The following is a 24,059-nucleotide window of genomic DNA, read 5'->3' on the forward strand; positions in this document are numbered from 1 at the left end:
AAGAGGGCGGGAATGCGGTGGCGTTCCGCCCCTTCCCGTTCTTATACGGATGCCGGCCCCAGCCGTTCTGGAAGCCGTCCCTTTTCCTCCCCCCGCTGGTCGGGGTTCACAGGGACGGCATCTCTCAACCGGAATCCATGTCAGGCGGGCTGGTCCGTGTCGAGGGCCAGAACGCGCCGCGTCGCCTCCTGCAGAATCGCCCGCACGTCCTCCGGTGACTGGGCTTCTACGTACACGCGCACCAGCGGCTCGGTCCCGGAAGCGCGAAACATGGCGGACGCGCCGCCCGCAAGGAGCAGCTTCACGCCGTCTATGGTCTTCACGCTCTTCACCGCATGACCCGCGATCTCCGTGTACGCCTGTGCCTCACGCAGCAGCACCCGCTGGTCAAAACCGGGACCTAGGTGCAGGTCATTGCGGTCGTAATGGTGCCGGAACCCCACCTCCGCCTCGATCTCGGCAAACAGCTCGTCCAGGCTCTTCCCGCTCGCCGCAACCGCCTCCACGAGGAGCAGGCTATTCAGCAGCCCGTCGCGCTCGGGGATGTGCGACCCCAGGCCGATGCCGCCCGACTCCTCGCCCCCGATCAGAACAGCCCGGCCCGCGTCCTGCTGTCCCTCCAGGAAAGCGTCCGTGATGTACTTGAAGCCCACAGGCGTCTCCAACAGGTCCAGGCCCAGCTGTGCGGCGAGCAGCTCGATCACGCGGCTGCCCGAGACCGTCTTCACCACCCGGCCCCGCCCTCCCCGCGCGTGCAGGTGCCGCAGCAGCACTGCGAAAATCTGGTGGCTGTTAAAGAAGCGCCCCCCCGCCGTGACGGCCCCCACTCGGTCGGCGTCCCCGTCTGTCACGACACCCAGGGCCGTGCCCGTCTCCCCCTTCAGCACGGTGATCAGTTCCCCCAGGTTCTGCGGGATCGGCTCGGGGTTCACGCCGTAGAACATGGGCCCGGGTTGGCCGTGCAGCTCGCGCAGGTCGAACCTCAGGCCCGCGTGCTGGGCGTAGCCGCTCAGCCACCCACAGCCCGCGCCGCCCATCGGATCGTGAATGACGAGGCCCCGGTAGGTCCGCAACGTGTTCAGATCGAGCTGGCGGTCAAGCTGCGCGTAGTACGCCTCCCGAATGCCAAAGGGCTGCACTCGGCCACGCGGGCCGTGATACGCCTCGGGCTGCGCCAGGGCCCGTTCAACCGCCTTGACCAGGCTGGGGGTTGCGCTGCCGCCGTACGCCCCCTTGATCTTGTAGCCGCTGTAGAGGGGCGGGTTGTGCGAGGCGGTGATCATCACGCCGCCCGCCGCCCCGCAGTGCACCACCGCGAACGAGAGGGCGGGCGTGGGCAAGAACTCGTCTGCGAGCAGGACGTCTAGGCCGCCCTCCGCGAGCGCCTCGGCCGCCACCCGCGCGAAGTTGGCCCCCTGAAAGCGCGTGTCAAAGCCCACCACCACCGAGGTTCCGCCCACCGCCCGCAGGGCCTGCGCATGCGCGCGCGCAACGCGCCGGACATTCTCGTAGGTGAAATCCTCTGCGATGATGTCGCGCCAGCCGTCCGTTCCAAAGGTGATAGGCATGCTGCCCCAACTGTAACAGCGGGCGACCGACGGCGCAGGGCAGTTGACGGATCTAAGACCCTCCGCTATTCTTCCGTGCGTGCCCGCAAGGGTGCCCCTTGAAAGGCAGCGAGCAACCGCTGAAGTGGTGTGGCCCCATCGTCTAACGGTTAGGACACTACCCTTTCAAGGTAGCGATACGGGTTCGAATCCCGTTGGGGTCACCAAAAAAGCCTCCGCCTCGGCGGAGGTTTTTTCGTTGTCTCCTCATGGTTTGGGAGGCGCTCTTTCCGCCAGGCGCTCGGCGTACTGCCGCTCGTAGTACTGGCGGAACTCACCCGAGCGGATCGGCTCCCACCACCAGCGGTTGTCTGCGTACCAGCGTGCCGCTTCCGCTACCGCCTGCCGGGGGTCGTGGTTCGGCGCCCAGCCCAGGGCTCTTAGCTTATCCACGTTCATGGAGTAGCGTCGGTCATGGCCCGGGCGGTCGGCGACGTGCCGGATCAGGCTGCGATCCTTCCCCAGCGTCTCTAGCACGATCTCCACCATCTCCAGGTTGGTCATCTCACGGCCCGTTCCCACGTTGTACACTTCGCCCATCTCGCCCCGCAGCAGCACGGTTTCGATGCCGGTACAGTGGTCGTCCACATGGGCGTAGTCGCGCATCTGCCGGCCGTCGCCGTACACCGGCAGCACTTCGCCCAGGATCGCGTTCGTGCTGAACAGCGGCACGGCCTTTTCCGGGTGCTGGTACGGCCCCACGTTGTTCGCGCCCCGCGTGATCGTCACCGGGAGGCCGTAGGTGATGAAGTATGCCTGTACGAGCTGGTCGGCAGCCGCCTTGCTCGCCGCGTAGGGACTGCGCGGGGCGAGCGGGTCCGTCTCAACACTCTGGTGCCCCTCAGGAATATGGCCGTACACCTCATCGGTGCTGACGTGGTGCAGACGCAGACCCAATTCGCGGGCCACTTCCAGCAGGACATGGGTGCCGCGCACGTTCGTCTCGGTAAAGACCAGCGGCCCCAGGATGCTCTGATCCACATGCGTCTCGGCGGCAAAGTTGACGATCAGATCGATCTCGTTGGTCTGGCAGGTCCGGCGCACCAGTTCCAGGTCAGCAACGTCACCGACGACCAGCGACAGGTTGGGGGTTTCCCACAGGTCATGCAGATTCTCGCGGCGGCCCGCATAGGTGAGTTTGTCGTACACGACAACCTTGCTTGCCGGATGTCGCGCGAGCCAGTAGCGCACAAAGTTGCTCCCGATAAAGCCGCAGCCCCCAGTGACAAGAAGTTTCTTCACATGTTCCTCCCCCCGAACGGTGCATCCCCCTCCCTATACTGGCCCGCGTGAGTTCCCCCCCGGCTGCCGCCCCCGCTTGTTCTCCACCGAAGTGGGTTCCCTGGCTGATCGCGTTCGTTCCCATCTTTCCACCGCTGTACCTGGCCGCCCTGGGCTGTCTGGGGCAGTTGCGCACGCTGCCGCTCACCGCCCGCTACATTCTGTTCTTCTTTGCCAGCACCCAACTGGTCGCGGCCCTCTTCACGCCGCGGCCCCTGCTCTCGCTCGCGCTGGCGGCGGCCCGCACGCTGCTGATCCTCGCCATGATCGCTGCCGGAGTGTACCTGCGGGAGAGCCGAAACCTCAGGCCCCTGCTGTGGGGCCAACTGCTGATCTTTGTGACGGCCTGGGGCTACACGCTGACCACACAAGGCTTTGCGGGCGTGCAGGCGCGGCTGGGCCATCCCTACTACTACATCGTGTCGCTGGGGCTGGTGGCGGTGGTGGCCCTGTGGCTCATCGTGTTCTGGCGGGGCGGACGGCTGTGGTGGCGCCTGCCCGCCGGAGGTCTTGCCCTCGCCACCTTTCTGGCGGCCGGAAGCCGGGGGCCGCTGCTCGCACTGGGGGTAGGAAGCCTGGCGGCCCTCGCCTTTGCCGGGAAACAGCGGCGCTGGTGGGTGCTCCTCCCGGGCGTGCTGGTCCTCGTTCTCGCCGGGGCGGCCAGCACGCTGAAGTTGCCGCTGAAACCGGTCGAGCGGCTCCTCAATGACCAGACCACTGGGCGCGAGTACGTCTGGAGGGACGCCGTGCTGGGCTGGCAGACTTCTCCCCTTGGAGGTGTCGGTCCCTACCAGGGGGGCCCCTATCTGACCTACCTCTTCAAGGATGGCTGTCAGCTCACCCCCACCCTCCAGCGCAATGACATTCAGTGCCCGGAAAGCCTAAGCCGCTGGTCCAGCGTGTGGCTGATCGCCCACAACGCCTGGCTCCACTGGCTGCTAGAAAGCGGCGTGATTGGGCTGGTGGGGCTGATCACTGTAATGGGCTATGCCCTATGGCAGACCACCCTCACCCGTGACCCCTTTACGATCAGCGTCCTGTTCGGCTTTACTGCCATGAATGTGGTGGATGTCGTGATTGCCCTGCCCAGTCAGCACTTCGCGGAGTTGTGGTGGGTGGGTGTGGGGAGCAGTCTCTGTTCTGCCCGCCTCGCCACACAGGGGCCAGCATGACAGCCGTTAACGTCATCCCCAGCGTTGCCCCCAGTATCCAAAAGTTACTGGAGGGACCGCAGCTTGAGGGTTTCAGTGTCCAGGAGAGCTGGGGCCGCTGGACCCTGGGAAAGCAGGCCAGCGTACGCTTCAGGTTGGTAGAGCCGCAGAACCTCGTCCTGTCCTACCGGGGCGTCCTGCCCTTAAAAGACCAGACCCTCACAGTCACGCTCGACGGTCGGTCCATCGGCCTTTTCCGTCAACCGGAAGGTAAAGATTTTCAACTGTTCGCGCAAAAGGTGCTCTTGTCGCTACCAGCTGGCCCCCATCATCTGCAGTTCAGGACGAATGCCAGCAACAGGGGCGGCACAACCCCGCCCTTCGCGCCCCAGGACACCCGTGATCTGGGGGTCAGTCTGGAGGTTTTAAATTTTCAGGCCCCGCGGGTTCTTTCTCCAACCTCTTCGGGGGAGAATTGGCGCGACTTTGTCTATAACATCTACCCTTCTCTGAATTCCCCTGTCTACTTCCCAGTGGGGAGGGCGGGGGCGTCCCTGGTCTTCTCCAAGTCGCCCGGTACCCAACAGACCCTGAAATATGGGCTTTTGCGGGCCTCCCCCACACAGACTTTCGTGATGCGTCTTGATGGCGGACCCCCAGTCCCTCTTCCAGGCCCTGCTCGCGGCCATCTCGTGCAGGGGACGTGGCCGCTGCCCTCCTCGCTTTCCCCTGGACTCCACCATCTCAACATCACCGTGGCGTCACCGGTTCCGGCACCTCTCCCGCTTGGTCTCACAGCCGAGACCACCCTGCCCGCCAGCGAAGTCAGGTTCGCCGTTCAGTACCTGCGACTCCAGTCTACTCCGCCGCTTTCTGATCTGCCGCTGAACCGGGCATCCGGGGGGGGCCTGCTGCTGCTGTCGCTTGCCCTCCTCCTGTCGCTTGCGTCGCTCTTCTGGCTGCTATTTGGAGGGAGTCTTCACCGGCGCGGCCACTCCTAGCAGCGTTCGGGGAGGACCGAGCACCGGGATTAGGTTGCCAGAGACTCTCCCGGAACTAGGCGCATCACGGCCTGTTCAGGGTCCTCACCCTGGAGCCGGGCAGCATAGGCCACCTGGACAATTTCGCGGAGTTCGCGTTCGAAGCGTTCCGGAGAGAAGCGTTCTGCGTTGGCCCGAATGACCTGGGGATCGAAGGCATGCGCCTGCGACTCGAACAATTCCACCGCCCGGCTCAGGCTCTCCACATTCTGCTGTCCGAACAGCACCCCTGTCTTGCCGGGAATGACGGTTTCTAAGCTTCCCCCCTTGCCATAGGCAATGACGGGTGCTCCAGCCGCCTGGGCTTCTACGGGCACGATGCCGAAATCCTCATCGGCAGCAAAGACAAAGGCCTTGCAGCGATTCATGTACTCCGCGACCACCTCGTCGGGCTGTCGCCCCAGCAACTGCACGCTGGGGCCTGCCAGCGCCTTGACCTTAGCGAAGTCCGGCCCGTCCCCAATCACAACCAGTGGCTTTCCTAGACGGCGGAAGGTCTTGACGATCAGGTCCAGTTTCTTGTAGGGCACAAACCGCGACATGGTGAAGTAGAACTCCTCACGCGGCTGGGTCGGGTCGAAGCGGTTGATCGCCACCGGGGGATAGAGCACACGGGCAGGCCGCCGGTAAGTACGCCAGATGCGCCGCGCCACGTACTCGCTATTGGCTACGAACACATCTACACGGTTGGCGGCCACCGCATCCCAGAGACGAATGTAGTGCAGAACAATCTTCGCCAGGGTCGCCTTGACACCCTTGGTCAGGTTCGCCTCACGCAAATACTGCTGGTAAAGGTCCCAGGCGTACCGAATGGGGGAATGGACATAACTGACGTGCAACTGTTCAGCGTTGACCAACACACCCTTAGAGACCGCGTAACTACTTGAAAGGATCACGTCGTAATCTGTCAGATCAAACTGCTCGATTGTATAGGGCATGATGGGGAGATAGGAGCGGTAGTTCGTCCTCCCCCTAGGTAGAGAATCGATCAGTGAGGGAATGACCCTCTTGCTACCGATGAGCGTCCCCTTGAAGACCTCTGGGGCATAAACGAGTGTATGAATGTCAGCATCAGGGAAGACGCGTAACATACCTTCCAGCACCGTTTCGGCTCCCGCCGAAGTAACCAACCATTCATGCACAATTGTGAGTTTCATCTATCTACTCTCCAAGAATACCCATTTGCCACAGGTTTTCTGTATCTATTCAAATCTAAGCCATTCTGTGTCAATCTATTTCTTTCTAGATACCTCCTTACTATCTTATCGAATAGATAAATAACAACAGCTGTAATAATAAAAAATGGCGCTCGAGACGAGTAGATACTGTTTGTCCTTAATTGGTCTAGCACAAGTGAGTACATTGGAGGAAACAGCATTATCCCTATTCGACCTAGTCTTCTATAATCTCTGTAGAGAATAGATACAATGACATAGGAAGCCAATAATATCATCATCCCCCACATACCAGCGTCCAGAAAAGAATATCCGTAAATCCCAAAGGTGTTATACCTAGGATCTGCTCCAAGTTTTGCTGCGTAGGAGAAGTCATCTCTTCGAGTTTTTATAGGTATATGCCCAAACAATCCTTCATATACAGACTCCGTGCCCAGGGCTTGACTCACAAACGGGATATCAAAAGTTGATCTCAGCGTCCAGTAAAGCGTCTGCCCCTGCTGATTGTGGCTGATAACATTGAAACCATTTAAAATAGAAACGGAATAATACTTCGTCAATGTCTCCAATCCTTTTTTCCAATCAGAATCTATTCTTGAGGCCTGCAAATATACTAAGCCCAAAAAAGATAAAAGGATGAATAACAAAAGAATTACAGCACTTCTTATACTAAGTCTGTACTTGAGCGATGTAATCACGATTATTGACACTATGATGTCTATAAATATGATTCTTGAGGCAAGCAAGCTACCGAATATGGTCGCAAAAACAGAAGACACCAGGATCAGGATCAGAGAGCCGAAACCGACTCGCCTCAAAAGGACAGGTGCAATAAGCACAGGTAGGGCATAATTGGCTCCCATGATATAGGTCATATATCTCGGTAGGTTCGCCTGCAATTCAGTCACGATAGACTGAGATCCCAACATGTCAACAGCTCGGCTGATACCACCGTAATATACGACAAGATTTAGGATAGCGAAAGCATTTAACACCGTTATAAAGCATATCAAAAGGGCGCAAAAATAATAAGATGCGGGCAAAAAATAGTCATTCGGAGTGGCGTCAAAACTCGTTCTAGAGAGTTGGACCCTCTGTATAACAGTATGATACAGAAGGTATATAATCAGCGGCAGGATCACGAATATTATATATCCAGGGTCTGATGATGCTTGATGCCATATAAGCACAAGCGCAAGAATGCTTTGTAATGCTATTATGAGTGCCGGGTTAAATAACAATGCAGCACTGTATTTCACATCCCTACCAAATTTTATCTCTCCCGAAGACGTCTTTTTCATAACAAGGATTCGTAAGCCTTTTTCGTTTCTATACCAACACTTTCCCAGGTAAATCGGTGCGGCAACTCGAATGGATCGCGCCTTACGTTATAGATACTCCTCACAAGAGCGTTTTTGATGCTATCTACTCTGTAGGGAGTACATATTTCTACCCTTTTGCCCAACCACTCACCAAAGTATGTTTCCACTGGACAGAAAGGAGGAGATGCCACAACCAGATTTAAGCCACATGCCAGAGCTTCCAGGCTACTCAATCCAGGTGACTCACGGAATGAGGGTAGGGCGTGAATTGAATGACGCCTCATGATAGAGGGCATTTCCGACTGACTGACATGACTTACGACAGTATAGCCAAATTTATCCGCCGCCTTTCTTACGGAGTCGGCGTATCCAGGAAAAGGGCCATCTCTACCGACTAGGGTCAACTTGAGACCATCTATCTGAGAAACGGCCTTGATCAGATTCATCTGATTCTTCGTCGGTTCAAGCCTAGCGAAGCAAACCACTCCATCTCCGATCTCGGAAAATTTAAAAATCTTGGTATCCACGGCATTTAGAATCACTCGGTATGGTGAGAGCTTCTCTCCAAAATCACGCCGAACGTACAACATCTCTTCTTCAGAGTTCGGCAAGAGCAAATCTGCTTCCTGTAAAATTCTACGAAGGCTACTCAACTCTCCAGCCTTGAGGATCTTTACGGCCTCCTTTGCTAGAGGTCTTGCCAGGGCCCAGAAAGGAGAGATAGGCACGCTCATCCTGGCGAGTTGACCGGCCATCTGTGCATGTGACAGCTCCCACCAGATTGGCGATACCACTATTTTTTTGTTAAAACGTTTCCCGAGCGCGAAAGCCCTATTCGCCACCTCCGGCTCCTGGATACCGAAGATATGAACGAGATCCGACCACTGAACGTTTTCGGCATTGGCAGGACCGAGACGGGCACACACGCCAGCGCCAAGCAGTGCTTTGTATGTGTTCACAACCTGAATGACATCACCACCTGGCTTCGTCTCCGCATCGGGTCGCGCAACGAGCAGTACCCTCATATCTTATATCCCTCCTTTTTTGCTAAAAAGACTGTTCTTAGTCTATAGATAAGAAGCAAAGTTAGAGATGTCTCTCCTAAAACCAGAGCAGCAGCAATGGCCCTGTAAGAATAAATGCCTGAAAACATAAATGAGATCGCAATTGATACCAACGCACTTACAGTGAAGGCTTTTGAGTACCATGCCTGTTCTCCGATATTGGTCATAATTTGTATCCCAAGAAAATTATTGACCACACCCAAAAGAATCCAGGGTATCAATATAAGCAGCGCATCCGAGTATACTTGATATTCGCTGCCAAAAACTATACCTATAGTACCAGAGTAGTGGATTAAAATCAGCATGAAAACGAGACCCAGTGTAGGAAAGGCGAGCCGCTTGGCCCAGGTCCCAACCATCCTGAGACCCTCCACAGTCGATCTAGCGAATGCCGCGCTTATGCGTGGATAAATTGCTTGAGTGAAAGGGGTCAGCAGGCTGGCAACTCCCTTACCTACCCTCTCGACCACAGCGTATCCTCCAACCACACTCGGAGCTGCATACAATCCCAAGATAAGTACACCTGTATTGGTCAGTAACGCGCTGAAAAACATCGACTGGAAGATGTGCCAGCCGTCGAGTAACTCTTCCCTGATCCCTTTCCACGTCACACGATAGTTCTGAGCATCTAACACCGACAAAAGACGCGCCGCATACCACAGACAGAACAGACAGGCGAGCGCAGTTCCAAGACTCTGCGACCACAAAGCTAGAGCCATATCAGCAGAGGAGCGCACCAGAACGTAAGTTAGGAGAACACTGAAGATTCTCGAGAACAGCACAACGATACCTATTATAGACATCCTTTGGAGACCCTGAAAAAACCAGAGAGGCGTCAATGCATTACTAACCACTATAACTAAGATGGCAGATATCAATGTGAGGTTCAATTTTACATGAGGCATGAATTCTGCTATCGCCATCATAGCAGCGAATGCCGTACAAGCGAGCAGCAATCGAGCTGCCGTTATATTCTTGTAGACTCCACCAATATGATCACCGGTCTCGCGCAGTGATGCTATCTTTCGGGTTCCCGACAGCAAAAAGCCGTAGTCTGTAAGCACTAGTCCATATGCAACGATGGCCTGCAAAGTAGCAAACTGCCCATAGGAAGAGGTTCCAAGTACCCTGGCGAGATAAGGCAATATCAGCAGGGGTGCTATGTATCCAGAAATCTGAACCAAGTACAGCGCACCCGTGTTTTGAATGATTCGCCCAGAGAGGAAGCTTCTCAATAGGCACCCTTTCCGCCAAAGACTACTTTTATAGTCTGCAGCAAAATTACCAAGTCCAGCCACGGTGTCCAGTTCGTGATATAGAAGCGGTCCATATCGAGTCGCTCTTCGAAGGTGCTAGAATTTCGTCCTGAAACCTGCCAGTATCCCGTCATTCCAGGTCTCACCTGAACGATGAGATAGAGCATCGTGCCTATCTTCTCCTGCTCACGGGGGAGGTAGGGGCGCGGACCTACTAGGCTCATCTCTCCCTTCAAGACATTGAAAATCTGTGGCAGCTCATCCAAACTGAATTTCCTGAGAAGGCGGCCCACTCGAGTCACGCGAGGGTCATCTTTCAGTTTGTGATAAGTTTCATACTCTGCTCGTAGGCATGGGTCCTCGGACAGCATATGCTGGAGCCGCTCTTCAGCATTCAGATACATGCTCCGAAATTTGTAACAGCTAAACGGCACCCCATTTCTTCCGAGTCGAGGTGCCTTATACAGAATTGGACCAGGACTATCAAGCCGGACTAGAATAGCAACGATCAGCAGAACGGGCGCAATGAGCAGCAATCCAAGTAGACTCAGGAAAAAGTCCATCACTCGCTTCACGAAGCGCGCCTGCACACTTCTGAGATTATTCCGAATCTCCAGGCTGGCCACACTGCCGATGTTGTGCGGCACAAGGGCCTGATTGGGCACACCGAAGAGATCAGGGATCACCCAGGTGATGGGAAAAACAGCATAGACGCTGTTGACCAGACGGCGCTGCGTCTCCGCTCGGGCACCGGGGATCGAGATCAGGGCCTGCTCCGTGAGAGGCTGTGTGAGCGCCAACTCGATCGGCCCGAGCACCGGAACGCCGTGCAGCGTGGTGCCGTGCAGGGCTGGGTTGTCGTCGTAGGCAGCCACCGGGTTGAGGCCGTAGGCGCAGTGGGAACGGAGGTGGGCGATCGCCAGAGCTGCGGTGTGCCCGGCCCCTATGACACTGATGGGCCGCCCAAAGTGCCCCATCTGGATCAACAGAGCACGTACGGCGTACCGCAGCAGCAGGGACAGGACCAGGATGAGGGCCCACAGGAGCACCACGCCACTGACGGTGGGAGCAAACCGGCTAATGGCAAGGGCAGCCGCCAGTTGTCCCACCGCCACTTGAAGGGTACCTGTGGTATGCAGCCGCAGCTCGGTCTGTGGCGAGCGGCCGTAGCCGGGGTAAAGGCCCTGATAGGCCCGCCACAGGACCCAGAGCCCAACCCAGATGAGGGTGCTTTCTAGGGGCAGAGTGGGACGACCGGTCGCGGTCAGGATCAGGGCGGCGAGGGCCTGGGCGAGCAGCGCGCTCAGGACGTCAGCCAGCAGCAGGCAGATGGCCTGGGGCAGTCCGGCAAGACGAACCGGAGCGGCCCGGCTTCCCGCCTGAGTTGGGGATACTCCTCCTGCTGACACGCGCAGGCCCATGCGCTAGCGCACTTCCTTCACTCGGGGGGTGTAGCTGTAGCCGTAACCGTAGCTGCGAGCCTCCTGAGCAGACACATTCACCTTATTCAGGATAAAGCCCAAAACGGGCACCCCTGCACTTCTCGCACGCCGTAGGGCCTGACGCACGGCCTGGAGGGTGGTTTTCCCCTGCTCCGTCACCAGCAACACCGCGTCCATGTGCTTGCCAACGATAAGGCCGTCAGGCAGGGCCAGCAGGGGCGGGCTATCGACCAGTACCACGTCATAGCCCCGACTCCAGCGGCGCAGCAGGTCACCCAGATCAGAGCGGTTGAGAAGCCCCAGCGTGTCGTGCACTCCAGGTCCGGCGGGAAGGACATGCACGTTCGGCTCCGCTTCCATCACCTGCACATTTCCCGGGTCGCGCAGCGCGTCCTGGAAAGTACGCGCCCCACCGCTGCCGCTGAGCTGGTGCCAGGTGTGCTCGCGTTCGTACTTGTCCCAAACGTCCTGCTGCGTGCCGCGGCGTAGATCGGCGTCAACGATCAGCACTCGCTGCCCACTGGTCGCCAAGCCGTCCGCGAGGGTAGCCGTGACACTGCTTTTGCCTTCACCCGGGACAGTGGAGGAAATCATCACACACTGACCGGAGCGCGTACCCAGCCGGGTCAGCAGGTTGACTCGCAAGAAGCCCACCGCCTCATATAACCCAGCCTGCCGAGCAGCGCGCACGATTCCGCTAAAGATGATGTCACGTTTGCGCAGGCGGGGAATCACACCCAGCGTGGGCAGACCAAAGGTCAACAGATCGTCCTCTGTACGAACTGTACGGTCCAGCACCGTTTGCAGGGCGGCAATGCCCGCCCCCAGCAGAAGCACCAGCAGGCCCGTCAGTACGGCATTCCGCAGTGGCCGAGGCGCGACAGGCTCCAGCGGCGGCACAGCGGGCGCGACGCGTTCTAGGAAACCGCTGATGCCCTCGGCCTGGATGGTCGCCTGAGCCAGGTTGCGCTGGGCAGTGGCACGGGCAGCGATCAGCGTCTGCCGTTCCAGAGGATTTAAGTCGTCTCCGGCAAGCTGCCGGTCAATCTCGGCGAGCTGGGCACGCAGGCTGTTCTGTGCCCGCTGCACGCCTTGCAGGGCACGTCCCCGGTCCCAATTCAGCAGCGCGTCCGTCGTGATGTCGGTCAGGAGGGTCGCGGCCTGCGCGGTTGGTCCCTGGGCGGTCACCGTATAGATGCCGTTGCCACCTGGATCCAGGCGAGACTGTAACGTCACGGTTTTCACCCGGCGTTCTCGCAGCTCTTTCTGGAGGTCAGCGGCGATCTCAGCCCGCACCTCGGGGGTCAGCTGAGGTTCGGCACGAACACGGCGAATCACCTCGCCCAGCACCAGAGGTCCCTGGAGCGCCTCTTGCAGTGCCCCCTCAGGGAGGGGCGGCGCGGTGATCAGGGTATCCCGCAAAGAGCCCACATTTCCGCTTCCTGCCGTGATCAGGCTGGAGGAGGCTTCATACACCGGTGGCTGAGCACGGGACCAGAGGTAGACGGCCAGCGACAGGACAACCGCCGTCAGGAGAATGACCGGGAGACGCCGCCGCACCCCCTGCCAGAGGGTGACCAGATCGATTTCGTTTTCGGGGTCCTGACGGGGCAGGTCGGGAGTGGCGGGCTCGGGAGGACGGTAGGCGGTCACGCGAAGCGCTCCAGTTCGGGGTGGGCCTTGAGCTGCTGGACGACTTTCTTGATGTCCTGGGTACGGTCCTTGCGGACCACCAGGGTCACCTCATCGGTACGGACAACCACCACATCTTCCAAACCGATGGTGGCGATCAGGTCATCCCCACGGGTGGTGTACAGGATGGCGCCGTCCGTGTCCAGGCCAATGTGACGGCCCACGGCGACATTCTGACCCTCGCCGCGCAGCAGCCGCTCCAGGGCGTTCCAGTCGCCGAGATCATCCCAGCCGAATTCCGCCGGGATCACAGCCACCTGGTCGGATTTCTCGAGGATGGCGTAGTCAATACTGATCTTCTCCAGCTCGGGGAACACCTCGCGAATGCCCGCCGCCGAGCGACCCCGGCCCACTGCCGCCGAGAGCCGAGCGTACATCTCCGGCTGATGCTGCTGAAAAGCGGCCAAAATGGCGGCCACCTGCCAGATGAACATCCCGCTATTCCAGCTGTAGCCGCCGTCCGCCAGAAAGGCACGAGCGGTATCCACATCGGGCTTCTCGGTGAAGCGGGCCACAGCAAAGGCAGGAAGATCGCCCGCCAGCAGCTGCTCGCCCCGCTCGATGTATCCGTAGCCGGTAGCCGGAAAGGTGGGGGTCACGCCCAGGGTGACCAACCGACCGGTGAGCCGGGCCACCTCGGCGGCGCGGTGAACCACCCGCCGGAAGGCCACAGGATCAGTGATGCGGTGATCCGCAGGAAAGACACCCATGATCGCGTCGGGAGCTTCCTGTACCACCCGCAGCGCCGCGTACAGGATGGCCGGGGCGGTGTCGCGGGCGACCGGCTCGACAATCAGGTTTTCGACCGGCATCTCGGGAAGCTGCTCGAGCACCTGTGCGCGGTACTCCCCGCCGGTCACGACCATCACGTGTTCGGCCCCACCGCTGAGGCTCGCCAGGCGGTCACTCGTCGCCTGGAGCAGGCTGCGCCCGGTCTCATCCAGGGTCAGAAACTGTTTGGGGCGGTGCCGGCGCGAGAGGGGCCAGAACCGCTCTCCACTGCCCCCCGCGAGAATCACGGGAACGAGGGGCGGCGTCATGCCGGGGCTCCGGTGGTCATGCGGCCCCGCCCAGCACAGGAGCGAGGCGGCATCCAAGTTCGAGTCCTGCCTTGTTGCTTCATGAATACTCCAATGGTAAACGGGAAAGAACTTCCCTCACCCCAGTGTACCCAGGTCGCTGGTCCCCACAGCAGCAGAATGTCCTCTGCTCCACCGGCCCTTCCCAGCCGCTGGGACTGCGGATGTGTAAAGGAGGGCTCAGCCCCATGAGACATCCGATCTTCCTAGAATGCGGCCCATGAAAGCCATTATTCCTGCTGCGGGGCTGGGCACGCGGTTGCGTCCCCTCACCTACACGCGGCCCAAGCCTGTTCTCCCCGTAGCCGGCGCACCCATCATCGTCCACGCCTTGCGAACCTTGCTGCACGCCGGGATCCACGAGGTGGCCATCATCGTGTCGGACGCCACGCGCGAAGAGATTGCCCAGACACTTGAACTGGTGCCCGAAGCGCGCGTGACCCTTATCAACCAGCATGAACAGCTGGGGTTGGGACACGCCGTGCTGACCGCGCGGGCATGGGTGGGGCAAAACCCCTTTTGCGTCTATCTGGGTGACAACCTGTTCGAGCACGGCGTGTCGCCCTTTATCGAACGCTTTCAGCAGGACAGCCCCGCAGCGGTGATCGCCCTGGTCGAAGTGCCGGACCCCACGGCTTTTGGGGTGGCGCAACTGGAGGGCGAGCGCATCACGCGGCTGGTCGAAAAGCCCAAGGTGCCGCCCAGCAACCTGGCCGTCGCAGGCCTGTACTGCTTTACCCCCGAGGTCTTTGACGTGTTGGACGGAATGCCGCCCTCAGCGCGGGGCGAGTACGAGATCACCGACGCGATCCAGGGCCTGATCGAGCGTGGTCGGACGGTGTTGGGCCAGCGGGTGTGCGGCTGGTGGAAAGATACCGGTCGCCCCGCCGATCTGCTGGACGCCAACCGCCTGCTGCTGGAGCGCATCACGCCCGATCTACAGGGCGAAGTCGCTGACTCGCAGGTGACGGGCCGAGTGGTGATTCCCGCATCTGCCCGTGTGACGCGCAGCAAGATCGTAGGACCCGTGCTGCTGGGTGAGGGCGTGGTGATCGAGGACGCCTACCTCGGCCCCTTCACCAGCGTCGGGCCGGGCAGCGTGATTCGGCAGGCTGAGGTGGAACACAGCGTCGTGGACGCTGAAGCGCGTATCGAGTGCCTCCATACCCGCCTGCAAGATTGTCTGATTGGCGTGCGGGCCCAGGTGCGCGGTGGCCGTACAGTTCCGCGGACGCACAAGCTCATTCTGTCGGACGCCAGCACGATCGAGCTGGCCTGACCGTGCCGGGAGCGCGGTGTTGCGGGGCGCCGCGGCCTATCATAACCAGATGACCGACGCGCCCCGTATTCACTTGGGTTCGCTGCTGCGCACGTCCTCGGACGCCCACACCACCGGCGAACTCGATCACCTCACCTACGAACAGGGCGGCCAGGAACAGATCCTGCGCTTTGCTCGACCGGCGCCCTTTGACGTGAATGTCAATTCACTGGGGGGCAACGAGATGTACCTCCAGGGATACTTTCACCCGGTGGTGGTGATGGAATGTGCCCGCTGCCTGCGCGAGGTGGAGGTACCCCTTCAGCTTAAGCTGGGCACGCTGCTGCGTTATGACCCGGCGGTGGATGCCCCCTTCCTGGAGGAAGCCGAATCGGGCGAAGAGGTGCTTGTCTTCGGTGACCCGGACCTGGATCTCAGCGCGTACCTGGCGGAAACGGCGCTGCTGGCCGCCCCCCTCAGCGTGCTGCATGCCCCCGACTGCAAGGGCCTGTGCCAGGTGTGCGGTCACGACCTCAACGAAGGGCCCTGTGAGCACAGCGCCCAGGTCCCCGTCGAGAAGATCGACGACGAACTGGGCAACCCGGAAGGCACGGTGCACGCCCGGCAAAACCCCTTCGCCGCGCTGCGCGACCTGAAGCTCCCGGAGGATTGAGCGTGGCGCCGGAGACGCCGGAACTCACCCATTTTCGGGACGGCCTGCCCCGTATGGTGGACGTCACGGACAAGGCCGTGACTGCCCGCACAGCGACGGCAGAAGCCTGGGTCCGCCTCCCTACGGAAGCGCGGGCAGCGCTGGAGGCAGGAACAACCCCCAAAGGGGACCCGCTGACAGTGGCACGCTTGGCCGGGCTGGCCGGCAGCAAACGCACCGCGGACCTGATTCTGCTGTGTCACCCCGTTCCTGTGACTGGTGCAGACGTGCAGGTCAGGCTGGAAGAAGAAGGGGTGCACGTGGTGGCGACCGTACGCACCACCGCGCCGACCGGTGTGGAGATGGAAGCCCTGACCGCTGTGACGCTGGCCGCCCTCAACGTGTACGACATGCTCAAGGCGGCAAGCAAGGCGATCGAGATCACGGGCATCCGCCTCCTCGCCAAGACGGGCGGCAAGAGCGGTGAGTACCGCGCTGCCGAGCGAACAGGCAGCGGAACCTTTGGGCTCCCTTCAACGTAGAAGGAACATATGGGCGTGAAGCGGGGTGAACCCTGGCTGGATCTGCTGCACCGTGAGGCAGAGGGTGACCTCACTCCGGCCGAGCAGGCGCAGCTTGCCATGCTGGCAAAGAACCCCGAGGTGACCGAAACCCGCGGGCGCCTGGCCCAGGTGACGGCGACCCTGGTGGCCCTGCCCGCACCCCCGCTGCCGAAGAGCCTCGCGTCTGCCACAGCTGCCGACATCGCCTGGAGCGCGCGGGTCGGTCAAGCGCCCCTGCCGCCAGCACCCCGCAGTGTGGCGCGGGAGGTTGCAGGCGAGGTGCAAGCCGCCCGCTGGCTCGGTGCTCCTCCCCCCCTGCCGCGCAGCCTCGCGCCCGCCGTGGCCTCCGAGGTGGTCTGGGAAGGACGGCTGGCCTGGCCCTCCCCGCCCCCACCGCGAGCGGTGGCGGGTCCACTGGCGGCACGAATCGCGCGGGAGGCAGAACAGACGTTACCGCCTCCCCCCCAGCCCGCTCATCATCCTGCTCCCCTGCTGCTGGTGTCGGGGCTGCTGGTCAGCTTGACCCTGCTGGGCCTGACCAGTGCGTGGCCCAACCTGGCAGCGGGAGCGCTGGTGCTGCGCGCCCTGGTGGCGCAGGTCTCGCCGGTCGCAGGTGCCGGGCTGCTGCTGCTGCTGCTCACAAGCCTGCTGGTCGCCTGGCGACCCACGCCGGCCGTGCAGCGCTTTGGGGCGGCCGCCTTTGCGCTGTCGGCGGTCCTCTCACTCCCGCCGCTGTATCAGGCTTTTGGCCGCAGCGGCGTCAGTGTGGGCCGCGACGTCACTATTCACGGGCGCGTTGCGGGAAACGTCATCGCCCTGGGCGGAGACGTGCTGCTGGCCCACGACGCCTACGTGCAGGGCGAGGTGGTGACGCTTTTCGGGGACGTGCGGCGTGAGGCCGGGGCCAGTGTGGCCGGCCGAGTCAACACGCTGCTGGGCCGCGCCTCTGGTGACGCCACGGCCCTCCAAACGGCCCCACCCTCCGGACTAAACCTGGCGACTGCCTCCGCCTTTCGCCCCCTGCTGGGATGGCTGGGCGGCGCAGCTTGGAGCCTGATCTTCGGGTTGCTCACGGGCGGCATGATGCTCCTGTTGTTCGTCGCTGGGGCGGCCCCAGTTCTCGCGGGCCGGCAGAGACAGGCACCCCTGCGCACCCTCGCGTTGGGCGTGTTGGCCCTGACCGTGTTGATTGGCCCAGCGTTGGGCCTGGCCCTGGCCGGACTGCTGGTGCCCGCGCTGCTCGCGAGCGCCTTTGCCCTGCTGCTGATCGCGACCGGCCTCAGCGTCAGCGCCTACGACGTGGGGCGCACCGCCGCTGGCCACCTGCGCCTGCCCGCCCCAGACGTACTGGGGGCGCTGCTGGGTCTGATCGGAGTCGCTGCCAGCCTGGCCGTGCCGCCGCTGGCCCTGAGTGCCGCGCTGGTCGGCGGCGCTTGGGGCACAGGGACACTGCTGCTGACTCGCTCAGGCCGGGAAGAACAGACGCGGAACAGAGAACAAGCAGCCAAACGGCGGGCTGAAACATAAAGGTTCCAGCCCGCCGTCATGAAAAGCGCCTTGGCCTGGCTTAGCCCAGAATGCGCTTGAGGTGCAGGTAGATCTCGTACCAGTCCTGCTTGTCGCGTGGGCGCTTGCCGCGCAGCTCAATGCGAGATAGGGTACGAATCCAATCGGGCGTGATCTGTCCGCCCAGCACCGGATCGGCCACCAGGTCGGCCAGGCCTTTGGGCAAGGCTCCCTCGGTCGACGTGCCGTAGAACTCGACGCCCTCCAGCAGGTCGTGAACGGTGATCGCGTACGCCCCGGCGAGGGTTTGCAGGGTTTCCAGGCTGGGGTTGGTGCGCCCGCGTTCCAGATCGCTGAGGTAGGGCACGCTGATCCCCGCAGTTTCCGCCACGTCCTTGAGCCGCAGCCCGCGTTCGCTGCGCAGTTCGCGGAGTCGTTCGTGCAGTTTCATCTTTCACCTCCTTGGCTGCGGCGTTGCCTCGTTCGTTCCCGCTTGCTCCATGGCCGAGACAGGAGCGCACGTGCCGCCCGGGAATAGGCTTGCCTGTGGGCAGAATCCGACACCCTTGCTCGGAGTGTAACACCGCCCCCTGGTACGGTCAATACAGAATAAAGAGCATCTCTTCTTGCCTCTCACAAGGCACTCCTGCTAACATCAATGCCACCTTTGGGCTTTACCGCACTCCCAGCTCTTTAACCCCTGGAGGGTCAGCCATGCGTGCACTGGACAGTATCGCCGAGAGCATTCGTGTGGGGTACGTCCACCCCACCACTGTTCTCAACACCTTGATCGAAGCCGAGAACGAGGGTGGTCTTGGAGCCATCCGCCGAATTGAGCGTCACCTGAGCCTTGGCCTGAATGCCCTGCATGATCGTCAGCACCCCCACAGCGATCTGGTTCGTGCCTGGCTGGGTGCCGTCCGGGCCTATCTGGTCACGCAGGCGGAGCGCCGCCAGGCGGTGTAGAAGCGGAGGGCTCGTCGCCCCTGCTTGTTCCCACTGTTGCAGCGTGCGTTCACTGCCAGCGTTCCCGCCGCTCCCCGGTTTCCCCCAGCAGCAAGGGGCGCACTTCTCCAATCAGGTACAGGCTGCCGCAGACGAGAGCTATGCCGCCGGGCGGCAACAGCTCCAAGGCTGACGCGGGTGTGTCGGTGAGCCGTACGGGTAGCCCGACAAACTGCGGCGCGAGCTCGGCGGGGGCTGCGGCACGGGGGCTCAGCACAGCGCGCGTGAGGATCACCTCCGAAGCGAGCGGACGTAACAGCTCCGCCACCCCTGCTACGTCCTTGTCCGCCCCTGCACCAAAGACCACCGGCAACCGTTCTACCCCCAGCGCGCGCAGAGACTCTCCCAGGGCCGCGGCCCCGTCTGGGTTGTGTGCCCCGTCCAGCAGCAGACGCCCGCCCCGCCAGGGCAGAACCTCCAGTCGGCCCGGCCAGCGCGTTGCGGCCGTGCCGGTCTGGATAGCCGCTTCGTCAACCCCCAAGCGGGCGGCAGCCGCGGCAGCCAAGGCGGCATTCCTTGCCCCGTGAGGCCCCAAAAGGGGGGTGTCAAAGGTCAGGACCGTATGCGGCAACCGGAGCTGTACCGCCCAACCCTCCCAACCCCGAGGCCTAGCCTCCACCTGTATGTCCCGCCCCAGGGCCCACAGGTCCGCACCCTGCGTCTCCAAAAGAGGCAAGAGGTCCGCTGTGACCCCGGTCACGGCCGGCTGGCCGGCTCGCAGGATGCCCGCTTTCTCACGCGCAATCGCAGCCCGCGTCTCCCCCAGAATCTCGGTATGGTCCAGCGCGACGTTGGTGATGACACTCAGCGCAGGATCAAGGGCATTGGTGGCGTCCAAGCGGCCGCCTAGCCCGACCTCCATCACAGCGGTGGTGACGCCCGCCCGGGCGAACAGCAGGCAGCCCAGCGCCGTCACAATTTCGAAAAAGGAGGCCTCGGCCGCCTCTGCCTGCGGCCGCAAACGCGCCAACGCGTCCAGGATTTCCTCCTCTGGGCGTTCCTGTCCGTCCACCACAAACCGCTCTGAGAAGCGCGTCAGATGCGGACTGGTGAAAAGACCCGTGCGCTCACCCGACGCACCGAGGATGGCAGCCAGCGTCGCCGCCGTGCTGCCCTTCCCGTTCGTGCCACCAACAAGTACCGTTCGGAAGTTCTGCTGCGGATGACCTAGGCGCGAAAGGAGGGCCCGCACCCGCGTCAACCCCGGGTGAACGCCGAAACGCTGCCGAGTAAAGAGCCAATCCAAATCGCTCACGTAAGCAGCATAGGTGAGCAGGCCGGGAACAGCGTGGCCCCCTCCTCAGCTTTCCGGCGTGAAGTACGCTTCCAGGGTGGGCACGATCTGCTTCTTGCGGCTGATCCGGTGCCCCAGGTCCGCCCGGCCATGCTCTACCGTCACCCCGAATGCCTCGCGCAGGACCTTCTCCTCGGTGGCGGAGAGCACCAGCGTGACGTTTGTCTCGTTCAAAATGTCCACCACAGACAGCAGAACGCCGTTCAGGCCCTCCTCGGCACGTGTCTGGTCCATCGCCCTGAGCAGTTCCTCCTGGCGGCCCAACACATAGGCGGGATTGGTCGTCTCAATGACCCCGATGCCCCAGCGCTGCATCGTCTGGGGGCTGGCCGGGTCACCGAAGGGAAACACCTTGTAATCCATCTTCAGGAGCGTCTCTGCAGGTGTGTCCCCCAGGTCACTCTTGGCGGCGAACATGGCCAGGGCGTAGGCTTCCACGTCCTCCACCTCCGCGATGGGGGCAAGGAAGGCGACGGCCTCACGATCTTCAGCCGTGGTGGTCGGGCTACGGAAATGCAGGGTATCACTCAGGATGGCGCTGAGCATCAGCCGCGCGTCTGTGCGCTCGACCGGCAGCCCTGCTTCCCGGTGCAGCTTGAGCAGGATGGTGGCCGTACAGCCGACCGGCTCAAAACGCAGGTAGGCGGGCTGGGCGGTGGTCAGGTCCCCCAGCTTGTGGTGGTCCACCACGCGTGTCACCGTCAGTTCAGACAGGTTCGGCACCGACTGCGCGCTCTCGTTGTGATCAACCAGCGCCACCGGCGCCCCGGCCTCCAGTTCGGGCAGCGGAGGCGGCGCGTCCACCCCCGCTTCGCGGAGCACGAAGGGCGTCTCGAAATTCAGCTCGCCCAGGCGGTAGGCCTGTGCCGCAACGCCCTGGCGGGACAGGAGCCGCGCGTAAACCAGGGCTGAGGTGATTGCATCGGTATCGGGGTTGGTATGTCCGAAAACAGCCAGCATAGGCAGGATTCTAAGGGGTAGAGAGCAAAAAAAGGGACCCCGCAGGGTCCCCGTGAGCGAAGAGGCTTTAGAAGCGGACGGTGTAGCTGACCTTGAAGCCCTGAGCAACGCTGCTGGTGTTGTTGTTCAGGTTGGTGTGACGGAAGATGCCGTAGTTCAGGCCCAGGCCGTTCCAGGTCACGTTGGTGAAGACGCCCTGGGTGATCCCAGCCACCGTGCCGAAGTTGTCACCGCTGTAGGGCGTAGCGTAGCCGAAGGGGCTGCAGTAGAAGCGGTCGGCGCTGGGGCTGTAGGTGGCGCTGGCCGCGCTGGAGCTGCTGCCCACAGTGACGCCGGTGCCGCAGCCGCTGCTGACATTGAAGCCCTGGTAGTAGGCGTAGCCGAGGGTCGCCTTGGTGTTGGGAGCGATGAACTCGTTGAACGTGAGCGCCGCCTGGCCGAACAGCTCGGTGGCCGTGCCGCTATTCACCGCGATGCCGCGCCCGAGGTTGCTGATGCGGTTGGCCACGCTGAAGCTGAGGCTGGGGCGCAGCACGATGTTCAACGGCTGGGTACTCAGGCGCACACCGTACTTGACGGTGTTGTAGGTCTGCACGGTCTGGCCGTTGTCGGTCACGACCGCGTCACCCGGCGTGGTCAGCAGGTGGTAGCGGGCAAAGGGCTCGATAGTCACGCCGCCCAGCGTGCCACGGTAGTTGCCGTACACCTGGAAGTCGTTGACGCGGTCATCGTAGAAGTACGCGTCGGCGACCGTGAAGTTGAGGCCCCGCACCAGGGCGTTGCTGGCCGTGCCGTCGTGGCGCAGCACTGCACCGAAGGTGCTGGAGTAGGCAAAGGGCACGTTGGCGACGCCCATGTAGGGCGTTGCACCGTTGTACGCGAAGTACTGAGCACCCGTCGCCTGGTTCAATTGAGTGTCAGCATGCACAACCGCGTTATCCACCGTGCTGCGGTTGTAGAAGCCAGTCAGGCTCAGGCCCGCCAGGTTCACCCCAGCGCTCACGCCAAAGTTGGTGCGGCGCACGAAGTTGGGGTCGTTCGCCAGATAGGGCGTGCGGGTGTCGCCAAAGGCCGCGAGGTTGATCGGGCCGAGGGTCGTGCCCACACCGGCACCGTACCCCACCTGGTTCGCCTCGTAGGGCAGGCCGTAGCTGCTGATGCCATTGGCCTCGGACTGGTCAGCGGACATGCCCGCCTCACCGTTGGCAAACTGGGGATCGATGGCGCGGAAGTTTGCACCGAGCCGCAGCACACCCAGGTTGGCTGTGGCGTTGGTGTAGAACGCCTGGTCGCGGGCTGCCCAGGTGGCCTGAGCATTGCCGCCACCGATGAACGAAGGGGCCGTATTGGGAATGCTCGCCACGTAGGCACCCTTGAGGGTCACAGGGCCAAACAGGCCGCCCGTGAGGTTCCAGTCCACGCCAAACGCACTGCGGCCGGTGCCGGTCGCGTCGCCAGTGTCCTGAGCATAGGCGATGCCCAGCACGCTGGCGGGGTTAGAAGTGGCCTGCACCTGGGCACGGACACCGAAGTAATTACCCCGAATCGGCGGCGTCGCGTCATCATTGCCCGTGGCATTGCCGATCACGACCGTTAGCTTGGGCCGGAAGGGGAGCTGGGTCGCGTTGATGTCGGCGACGATGCCGCGGCGGTACACGGCAAAGTCATCATTGTCGTTGTTAAAGAGGTAGTCGTTGAAGAAGAAGCGGCTGAACTCGCCGTCGTACTTCACCGAGAAGGCCTGACCATTCAGCGTGCCCTGCGCGTTCGCCGCAGCGACGTAGGGCGTGATGTTCCCCGCACCGTCGCCCTCGCCAAACCCAAACTCGTTGTTCACACCGAAGTCAATGCCCGCACTGTTGATGATGAGGTTCCCGTTGGCCGTCGTCAGGTTGGAGGCCCGCACGCCAAAGGTCAGGCTCACGTCGGTATCGGTGTCGTCGGTATCCGTGGTGGTCACGTCGCCGTCACCGAAGTCAACGCCCGTCTGACGCACCAGGCGGTCCACGTCGAAGTTCGTGGTGCCCTGCGTCAGGCCCAGGCGCCCGTAGGTGGCGCTGATGGTGCCGCCAATGCTGAACTTGGGCGCGTTCTCCAGGTTGGTGACGCGGGTTTCCACACCGCTCACGCGACCAGCCAGCGCGTCAAAGTCAGCACGCTGCACGAAGTCCGCCTGGGCACTTTCCAGAGCGCTCACGCGGTCTTGGAGGTTCAGGATGTCCTGATTCAGCAGAACGGTGAGGTCGTTCAGCGCAGCGATGCTGCTTGCGTTGTCCTCGACATCGGCACGCAGCGTCTCGAACTCATCCACTCGGGCCGTCAGCTCATCGATCTGGGTGCGCAGGCCAGCCAGGGCAGCCTCGTCGCCCTGAGCGCCCGCAAGCTCCTCAACACGGGCCTCCAGACGCGCAAAGTCGTCACGGCTCACCGCGTTCTCTTCCAGGTCGCTGACGCGCACACCCAGGGCCGTCAGGTCGGCAGCCAGCTCCTGAATGGCGTTCTGCAGCGCCGTCAGATCCTCAGCGGTGACGCCGCTGGGCACACCCTCGGTGCGGATCTGGTCAAGGAGACGCGCGATGATCACGGCGGCCTCGTAACGGGTCAGGTTCTGGGTGCCGCGGAAGGTACCGTCCGGGTAACCCAGGATGATCCCGCGGCTGACAAGGCGCTGAATGGCGTCCGTGGCCCAGTGACCGGCAGGCACATCGGTGA

General features: G+C 61.8%; 20 protein-coding genes and 1 tRNA gene (1 of these 21 running past the window's edge). 8 read left to right on the forward strand and 13 right to left on the reverse strand.

Annotated features, from left to right (window positions below):
- Positions 1–140: 140 nt before the first annotated feature.
- Positions 141–1,568, reverse strand: coding sequence for a phosphoglucomutase/phosphomannomutase family protein (locus EI73_RS07440; protein WP_034385612.1), 1,428 nt, complete (start codon positions 1,566–1,568; stop codon positions 141–143).
- 131 nt (positions 1,569–1,699) lie between these two features.
- Between EI73_RS07440 and EI73_RS07445 the strand changes: the two genes are divergently transcribed.
- Positions 1,700–1,774 (forward strand) — tRNA-Glu (locus EI73_RS07445).
- A gap of 40 nt (positions 1,775–1,814) precedes the next feature.
- Here the strand turns inward: EI73_RS07445 and rfbB are convergent.
- Positions 1,815–2,849: a dTDP-glucose 4,6-dehydratase gene (rfbB, locus tag EI73_RS07450; RefSeq protein ID WP_034385615.1), complete on the reverse strand. Its 1,035-nt coding sequence runs from the start codon at positions 2,847–2,849 to the stop codon at positions 1,815–1,817.
- 47 nt (positions 2,850–2,896) lie between these two features.
- Here rfbB and EI73_RS07455 point away from each other — a divergent pair, with 47 nt between their 5' ends.
- Both EI73_RS07455 and EI73_RS07460 read left to right on the forward strand, forming a co-directional pair.
- On the forward strand, positions 2,897–4,060 hold the full coding sequence (locus tag EI73_RS07455) for an O-antigen ligase (RefSeq protein WP_034385617.1): 1,164 nt from the start codon (positions 2,897–2,899) through the stop codon (positions 4,058–4,060).
- The gene (locus EI73_RS07460; RefSeq protein WP_034385620.1) at positions 4,057–5,040 is read left to right on the forward strand and encodes a hypothetical protein; all 984 of its coding nucleotides are present in this window, start codon (positions 4,057–4,059) and stop codon (positions 5,038–5,040) included. The genes EI73_RS07455 and EI73_RS07460 overlap by 4 nt, the downstream gene beginning before the upstream one ends.
- Positions 5,041–5,069: 29 nt before the next feature.
- On the opposite strand, the gene EI73_RS07465 is transcribed toward EI73_RS07460, so the two are convergent.
- From EI73_RS07465 to EI73_RS07480, 7 genes are read right to left on the reverse strand one after another with little or no spacing between them, the layout of a single operon-like run.
- A complete protein-coding gene (locus EI73_RS07465) occupies positions 5,070–6,236 on the reverse strand; it encodes a glycosyltransferase family 4 protein (protein WP_034385621.1) in 1,167 nt (388 codons plus the stop codon).
- Complete coding sequence (locus tag EI73_RS16250) at positions 6,233–7,555, reverse strand: hypothetical protein (RefSeq protein WP_156103480.1); 1,323 nt, start codon at positions 7,553–7,555, stop codon at positions 6,233–6,235. Before EI73_RS16250 ends, EI73_RS07465 begins: the two co-directional genes overlap by 4 nt.
- Positions 7,552–8,601 carry a glycosyltransferase family 4 protein gene (locus EI73_RS15910; protein ID WP_081908981.1) on the reverse strand — a complete coding sequence of 350 codons (1,050 nt, stop codon included), beginning with the start codon at positions 8,599–8,601 and terminating at the stop codon, positions 7,552–7,554. Before EI73_RS15910 ends, EI73_RS16250 begins: the two co-directional genes overlap by 4 nt.
- On the reverse strand, positions 8,598–9,938 hold the full coding sequence (locus EI73_RS15915; RefSeq protein WP_255344501.1) for an oligosaccharide flippase family protein: 1,341 nt from the start codon (positions 9,936–9,938) through the stop codon (positions 8,598–8,600). The genes EI73_RS15910 and EI73_RS15915 overlap by 4 nt, the downstream gene beginning before the upstream one ends.
- Positions 9,872–11,317: an undecaprenyl-phosphate galactose phosphotransferase WbaP gene (gene wbaP / locus EI73_RS07470; protein WP_034385624.1), complete on the reverse strand. Its 1,446-nt coding sequence runs from the start codon at positions 11,315–11,317 to the stop codon at positions 9,872–9,874. Before wbaP ends, EI73_RS15915 begins: the two co-directional genes overlap by 67 nt.
- Positions 11,318–11,320: 3 nt before the next feature.
- The gene (locus EI73_RS07475) at positions 11,321–12,991 is read right to left on the reverse strand and encodes a tyrosine-protein kinase domain-containing protein (RefSeq protein WP_034385626.1); all 1,671 of its coding nucleotides are present in this window, start codon (positions 12,989–12,991) and stop codon (positions 11,321–11,323) included.
- Positions 12,988–14,070: a mannose-1-phosphate guanylyltransferase gene (locus EI73_RS07480; protein ID WP_034387897.1), complete on the reverse strand. Its 1,083-nt coding sequence runs from the start codon at positions 14,068–14,070 to the stop codon at positions 12,988–12,990. The genes EI73_RS07475 and EI73_RS07480 overlap by 4 nt, the downstream gene beginning before the upstream one ends.
- 259 nt (positions 14,071–14,329) lie before the next feature.
- Between EI73_RS07480 and EI73_RS07485 the strand changes: the two genes are divergently transcribed.
- Genes EI73_RS07485 through EI73_RS07500 form a run of 4 tightly spaced genes read left to right on the forward strand, consistent with a single transcriptional unit; the run spans position 14,330 to position 18,109 of the window.
- Entirely contained in the window at positions 14,330–15,388 is a 1,059-nt protein-coding gene (locus EI73_RS07485) for a glucose-1-phosphate thymidylyltransferase (RefSeq protein ID WP_034385629.1), read from the forward strand.
- Positions 15,389–15,437: 49 nt separating this feature from the next.
- Positions 15,438–16,040, forward strand: a complete 603-nt coding sequence (locus EI73_RS07490) for a DUF177 domain-containing protein (protein WP_034387898.1) — start codon at positions 15,438–15,440, stop codon at positions 16,038–16,040.
- A complete protein-coding gene (moaC, locus tag EI73_RS07495; protein ID WP_369699457.1) occupies positions 16,037–16,561 on the forward strand; it encodes a cyclic pyranopterin monophosphate synthase MoaC in 525 nt (174 codons plus the stop codon). Before EI73_RS07490 ends, moaC begins: the two co-directional genes overlap by 4 nt.
- Positions 16,562–16,570: 9 nt before the next feature.
- Positions 16,571–18,109 carry a hypothetical protein gene (locus tag EI73_RS07500; protein WP_051935444.1) on the forward strand — a complete coding sequence of 513 codons (1,539 nt, stop codon included), beginning with the start codon at positions 16,571–16,573 and terminating at the stop codon, positions 18,107–18,109.
- 40 nt (positions 18,110–18,149) lie between these two features.
- On the opposite strand, the gene EI73_RS07505 is transcribed toward EI73_RS07500, so the two are convergent.
- Positions 18,150–18,539, reverse strand: a complete 390-nt coding sequence (locus EI73_RS07505) for a helix-turn-helix domain-containing protein (RefSeq protein ID WP_034385639.1) — start codon at positions 18,537–18,539, stop codon at positions 18,150–18,152.
- Between the two features lie 263 nt (positions 18,540–18,802).
- Here EI73_RS07505 and EI73_RS07510 point away from each other — a divergent pair, with 263 nt between their 5' ends.
- Positions 18,803–19,054, forward strand: coding sequence for a hypothetical protein (locus EI73_RS07510; RefSeq protein WP_034385646.1), 252 nt, complete (start codon positions 18,803–18,805; stop codon positions 19,052–19,054).
- 49 nt (positions 19,055–19,103) lie between these two features.
- Here EI73_RS07510 and EI73_RS07515 read toward each other — a convergent pair whose 3' ends face one another.
- The 3 genes from EI73_RS07515 to EI73_RS07525 form a co-directional block, all read right to left on the reverse strand.
- Positions 19,104–20,348 carry a folylpolyglutamate synthase/dihydrofolate synthase family protein gene (locus EI73_RS07515; RefSeq protein ID WP_051935445.1) on the reverse strand — a complete coding sequence of 415 codons (1,245 nt, stop codon included), beginning with the start codon at positions 20,346–20,348 and terminating at the stop codon, positions 19,104–19,106.
- A 45-nt stretch (positions 20,349–20,393) separates the two neighbouring features.
- A complete protein-coding gene (locus tag EI73_RS07520; protein WP_034385649.1) occupies positions 20,394–21,347 on the reverse strand; it encodes a manganese-dependent inorganic pyrophosphatase in 954 nt (317 codons plus the stop codon).
- A gap of 67 nt (positions 21,348–21,414) precedes the next feature.
- Positions 21,415–24,059: the 3' portion of an S-layer homology domain-containing protein gene (locus EI73_RS07525; protein WP_034385651.1), read on the reverse strand. The gene runs 136 nt beyond the window's last position; the window shows 2,645 of its 2,781 coding nt (coding positions 137–2,781); the start codon falls outside the window, past its right edge — the gene reads right to left on this strand; the stop codon is at positions 21,415–21,417.

Origin of the sequence: Deinococcus sp. YIM 77859 (genome assembly GCF_000745175.1) — a bacterium.
Lineage (GTDB): Bacteria > Deinococcota > Deinococci > Deinococcales > Deinococcaceae > Deinococcus.

Excerpts from the sequence above, each read along its gene's own strand:
- EI73_RS07440 (WP_034385612.1), bottom strand. The coding sequence starts at position 1,568 with ATGCCTATCACCTTTGGAACGGACGGCTGGCGCGACATCATCGCAGAG.
- EI73_RS07460 (WP_034385620.1), top strand. The coding sequence starts at position 4,057 with ATGACAGCCGTTAACGTCATCCCCAGCGTTGCCCCCAGTATCCAAAAG.
- EI73_RS07465 (WP_034385621.1), bottom strand. The coding sequence starts at position 6,236 with ATGAAACTCACAATTGTGCATGAATGGTTGGTTACTTCGGCGGGAGCC.
- EI73_RS16250 (WP_156103480.1), bottom strand. The coding sequence starts at position 7,555 with ATGAAAAAGACGTCTTCGGGAGAGATAAAATTTGGTAGGGATGTGAAA.
- EI73_RS15910 (WP_081908981.1), bottom strand. The coding sequence starts at position 8,601 with ATGAGGGTACTGCTCGTTGCGCGACCCGATGCGGAGACGAAGCCAGGT.
- wbaP (WP_034385624.1), bottom strand. The coding sequence starts at position 11,317 with ATGGGCCTGCGCGTGTCAGCAGGAGGAGTATCCCCAACTCAGGCGGGA.
- EI73_RS07480 (WP_034387897.1), bottom strand. The coding sequence starts at position 14,070 with ATGACGCCGCCCCTCGTTCCCGTGATTCTCGCGGGGGGCAGTGGAGAG.
- EI73_RS07485 (WP_034385629.1), top strand. The coding sequence starts at position 14,330 with ATGAAAGCCATTATTCCTGCTGCGGGGCTGGGCACGCGGTTGCGTCCC.
- EI73_RS07490 (WP_034387898.1), top strand. The coding sequence starts at position 15,438 with ATGACCGACGCGCCCCGTATTCACTTGGGTTCGCTGCTGCGCACGTCC.
- EI73_RS07500 (WP_051935444.1), top strand. The coding sequence starts at position 16,571 with ATGGGCGTGAAGCGGGGTGAACCCTGGCTGGATCTGCTGCACCGTGAG.
- EI73_RS07505 (WP_034385639.1), bottom strand. The coding sequence starts at position 18,539 with ATGAAACTGCACGAACGACTCCGCGAACTGCGCAGCGAACGCGGGCTG.
- EI73_RS07510 (WP_034385646.1), top strand. The coding sequence starts at position 18,803 with ATGCGTGCACTGGACAGTATCGCCGAGAGCATTCGTGTGGGGTACGTC.
- EI73_RS07520 (WP_034385649.1), bottom strand. The coding sequence starts at position 21,347 with ATGCTGGCTGTTTTCGGACATACCAACCCCGATACCGATGCAATCACC.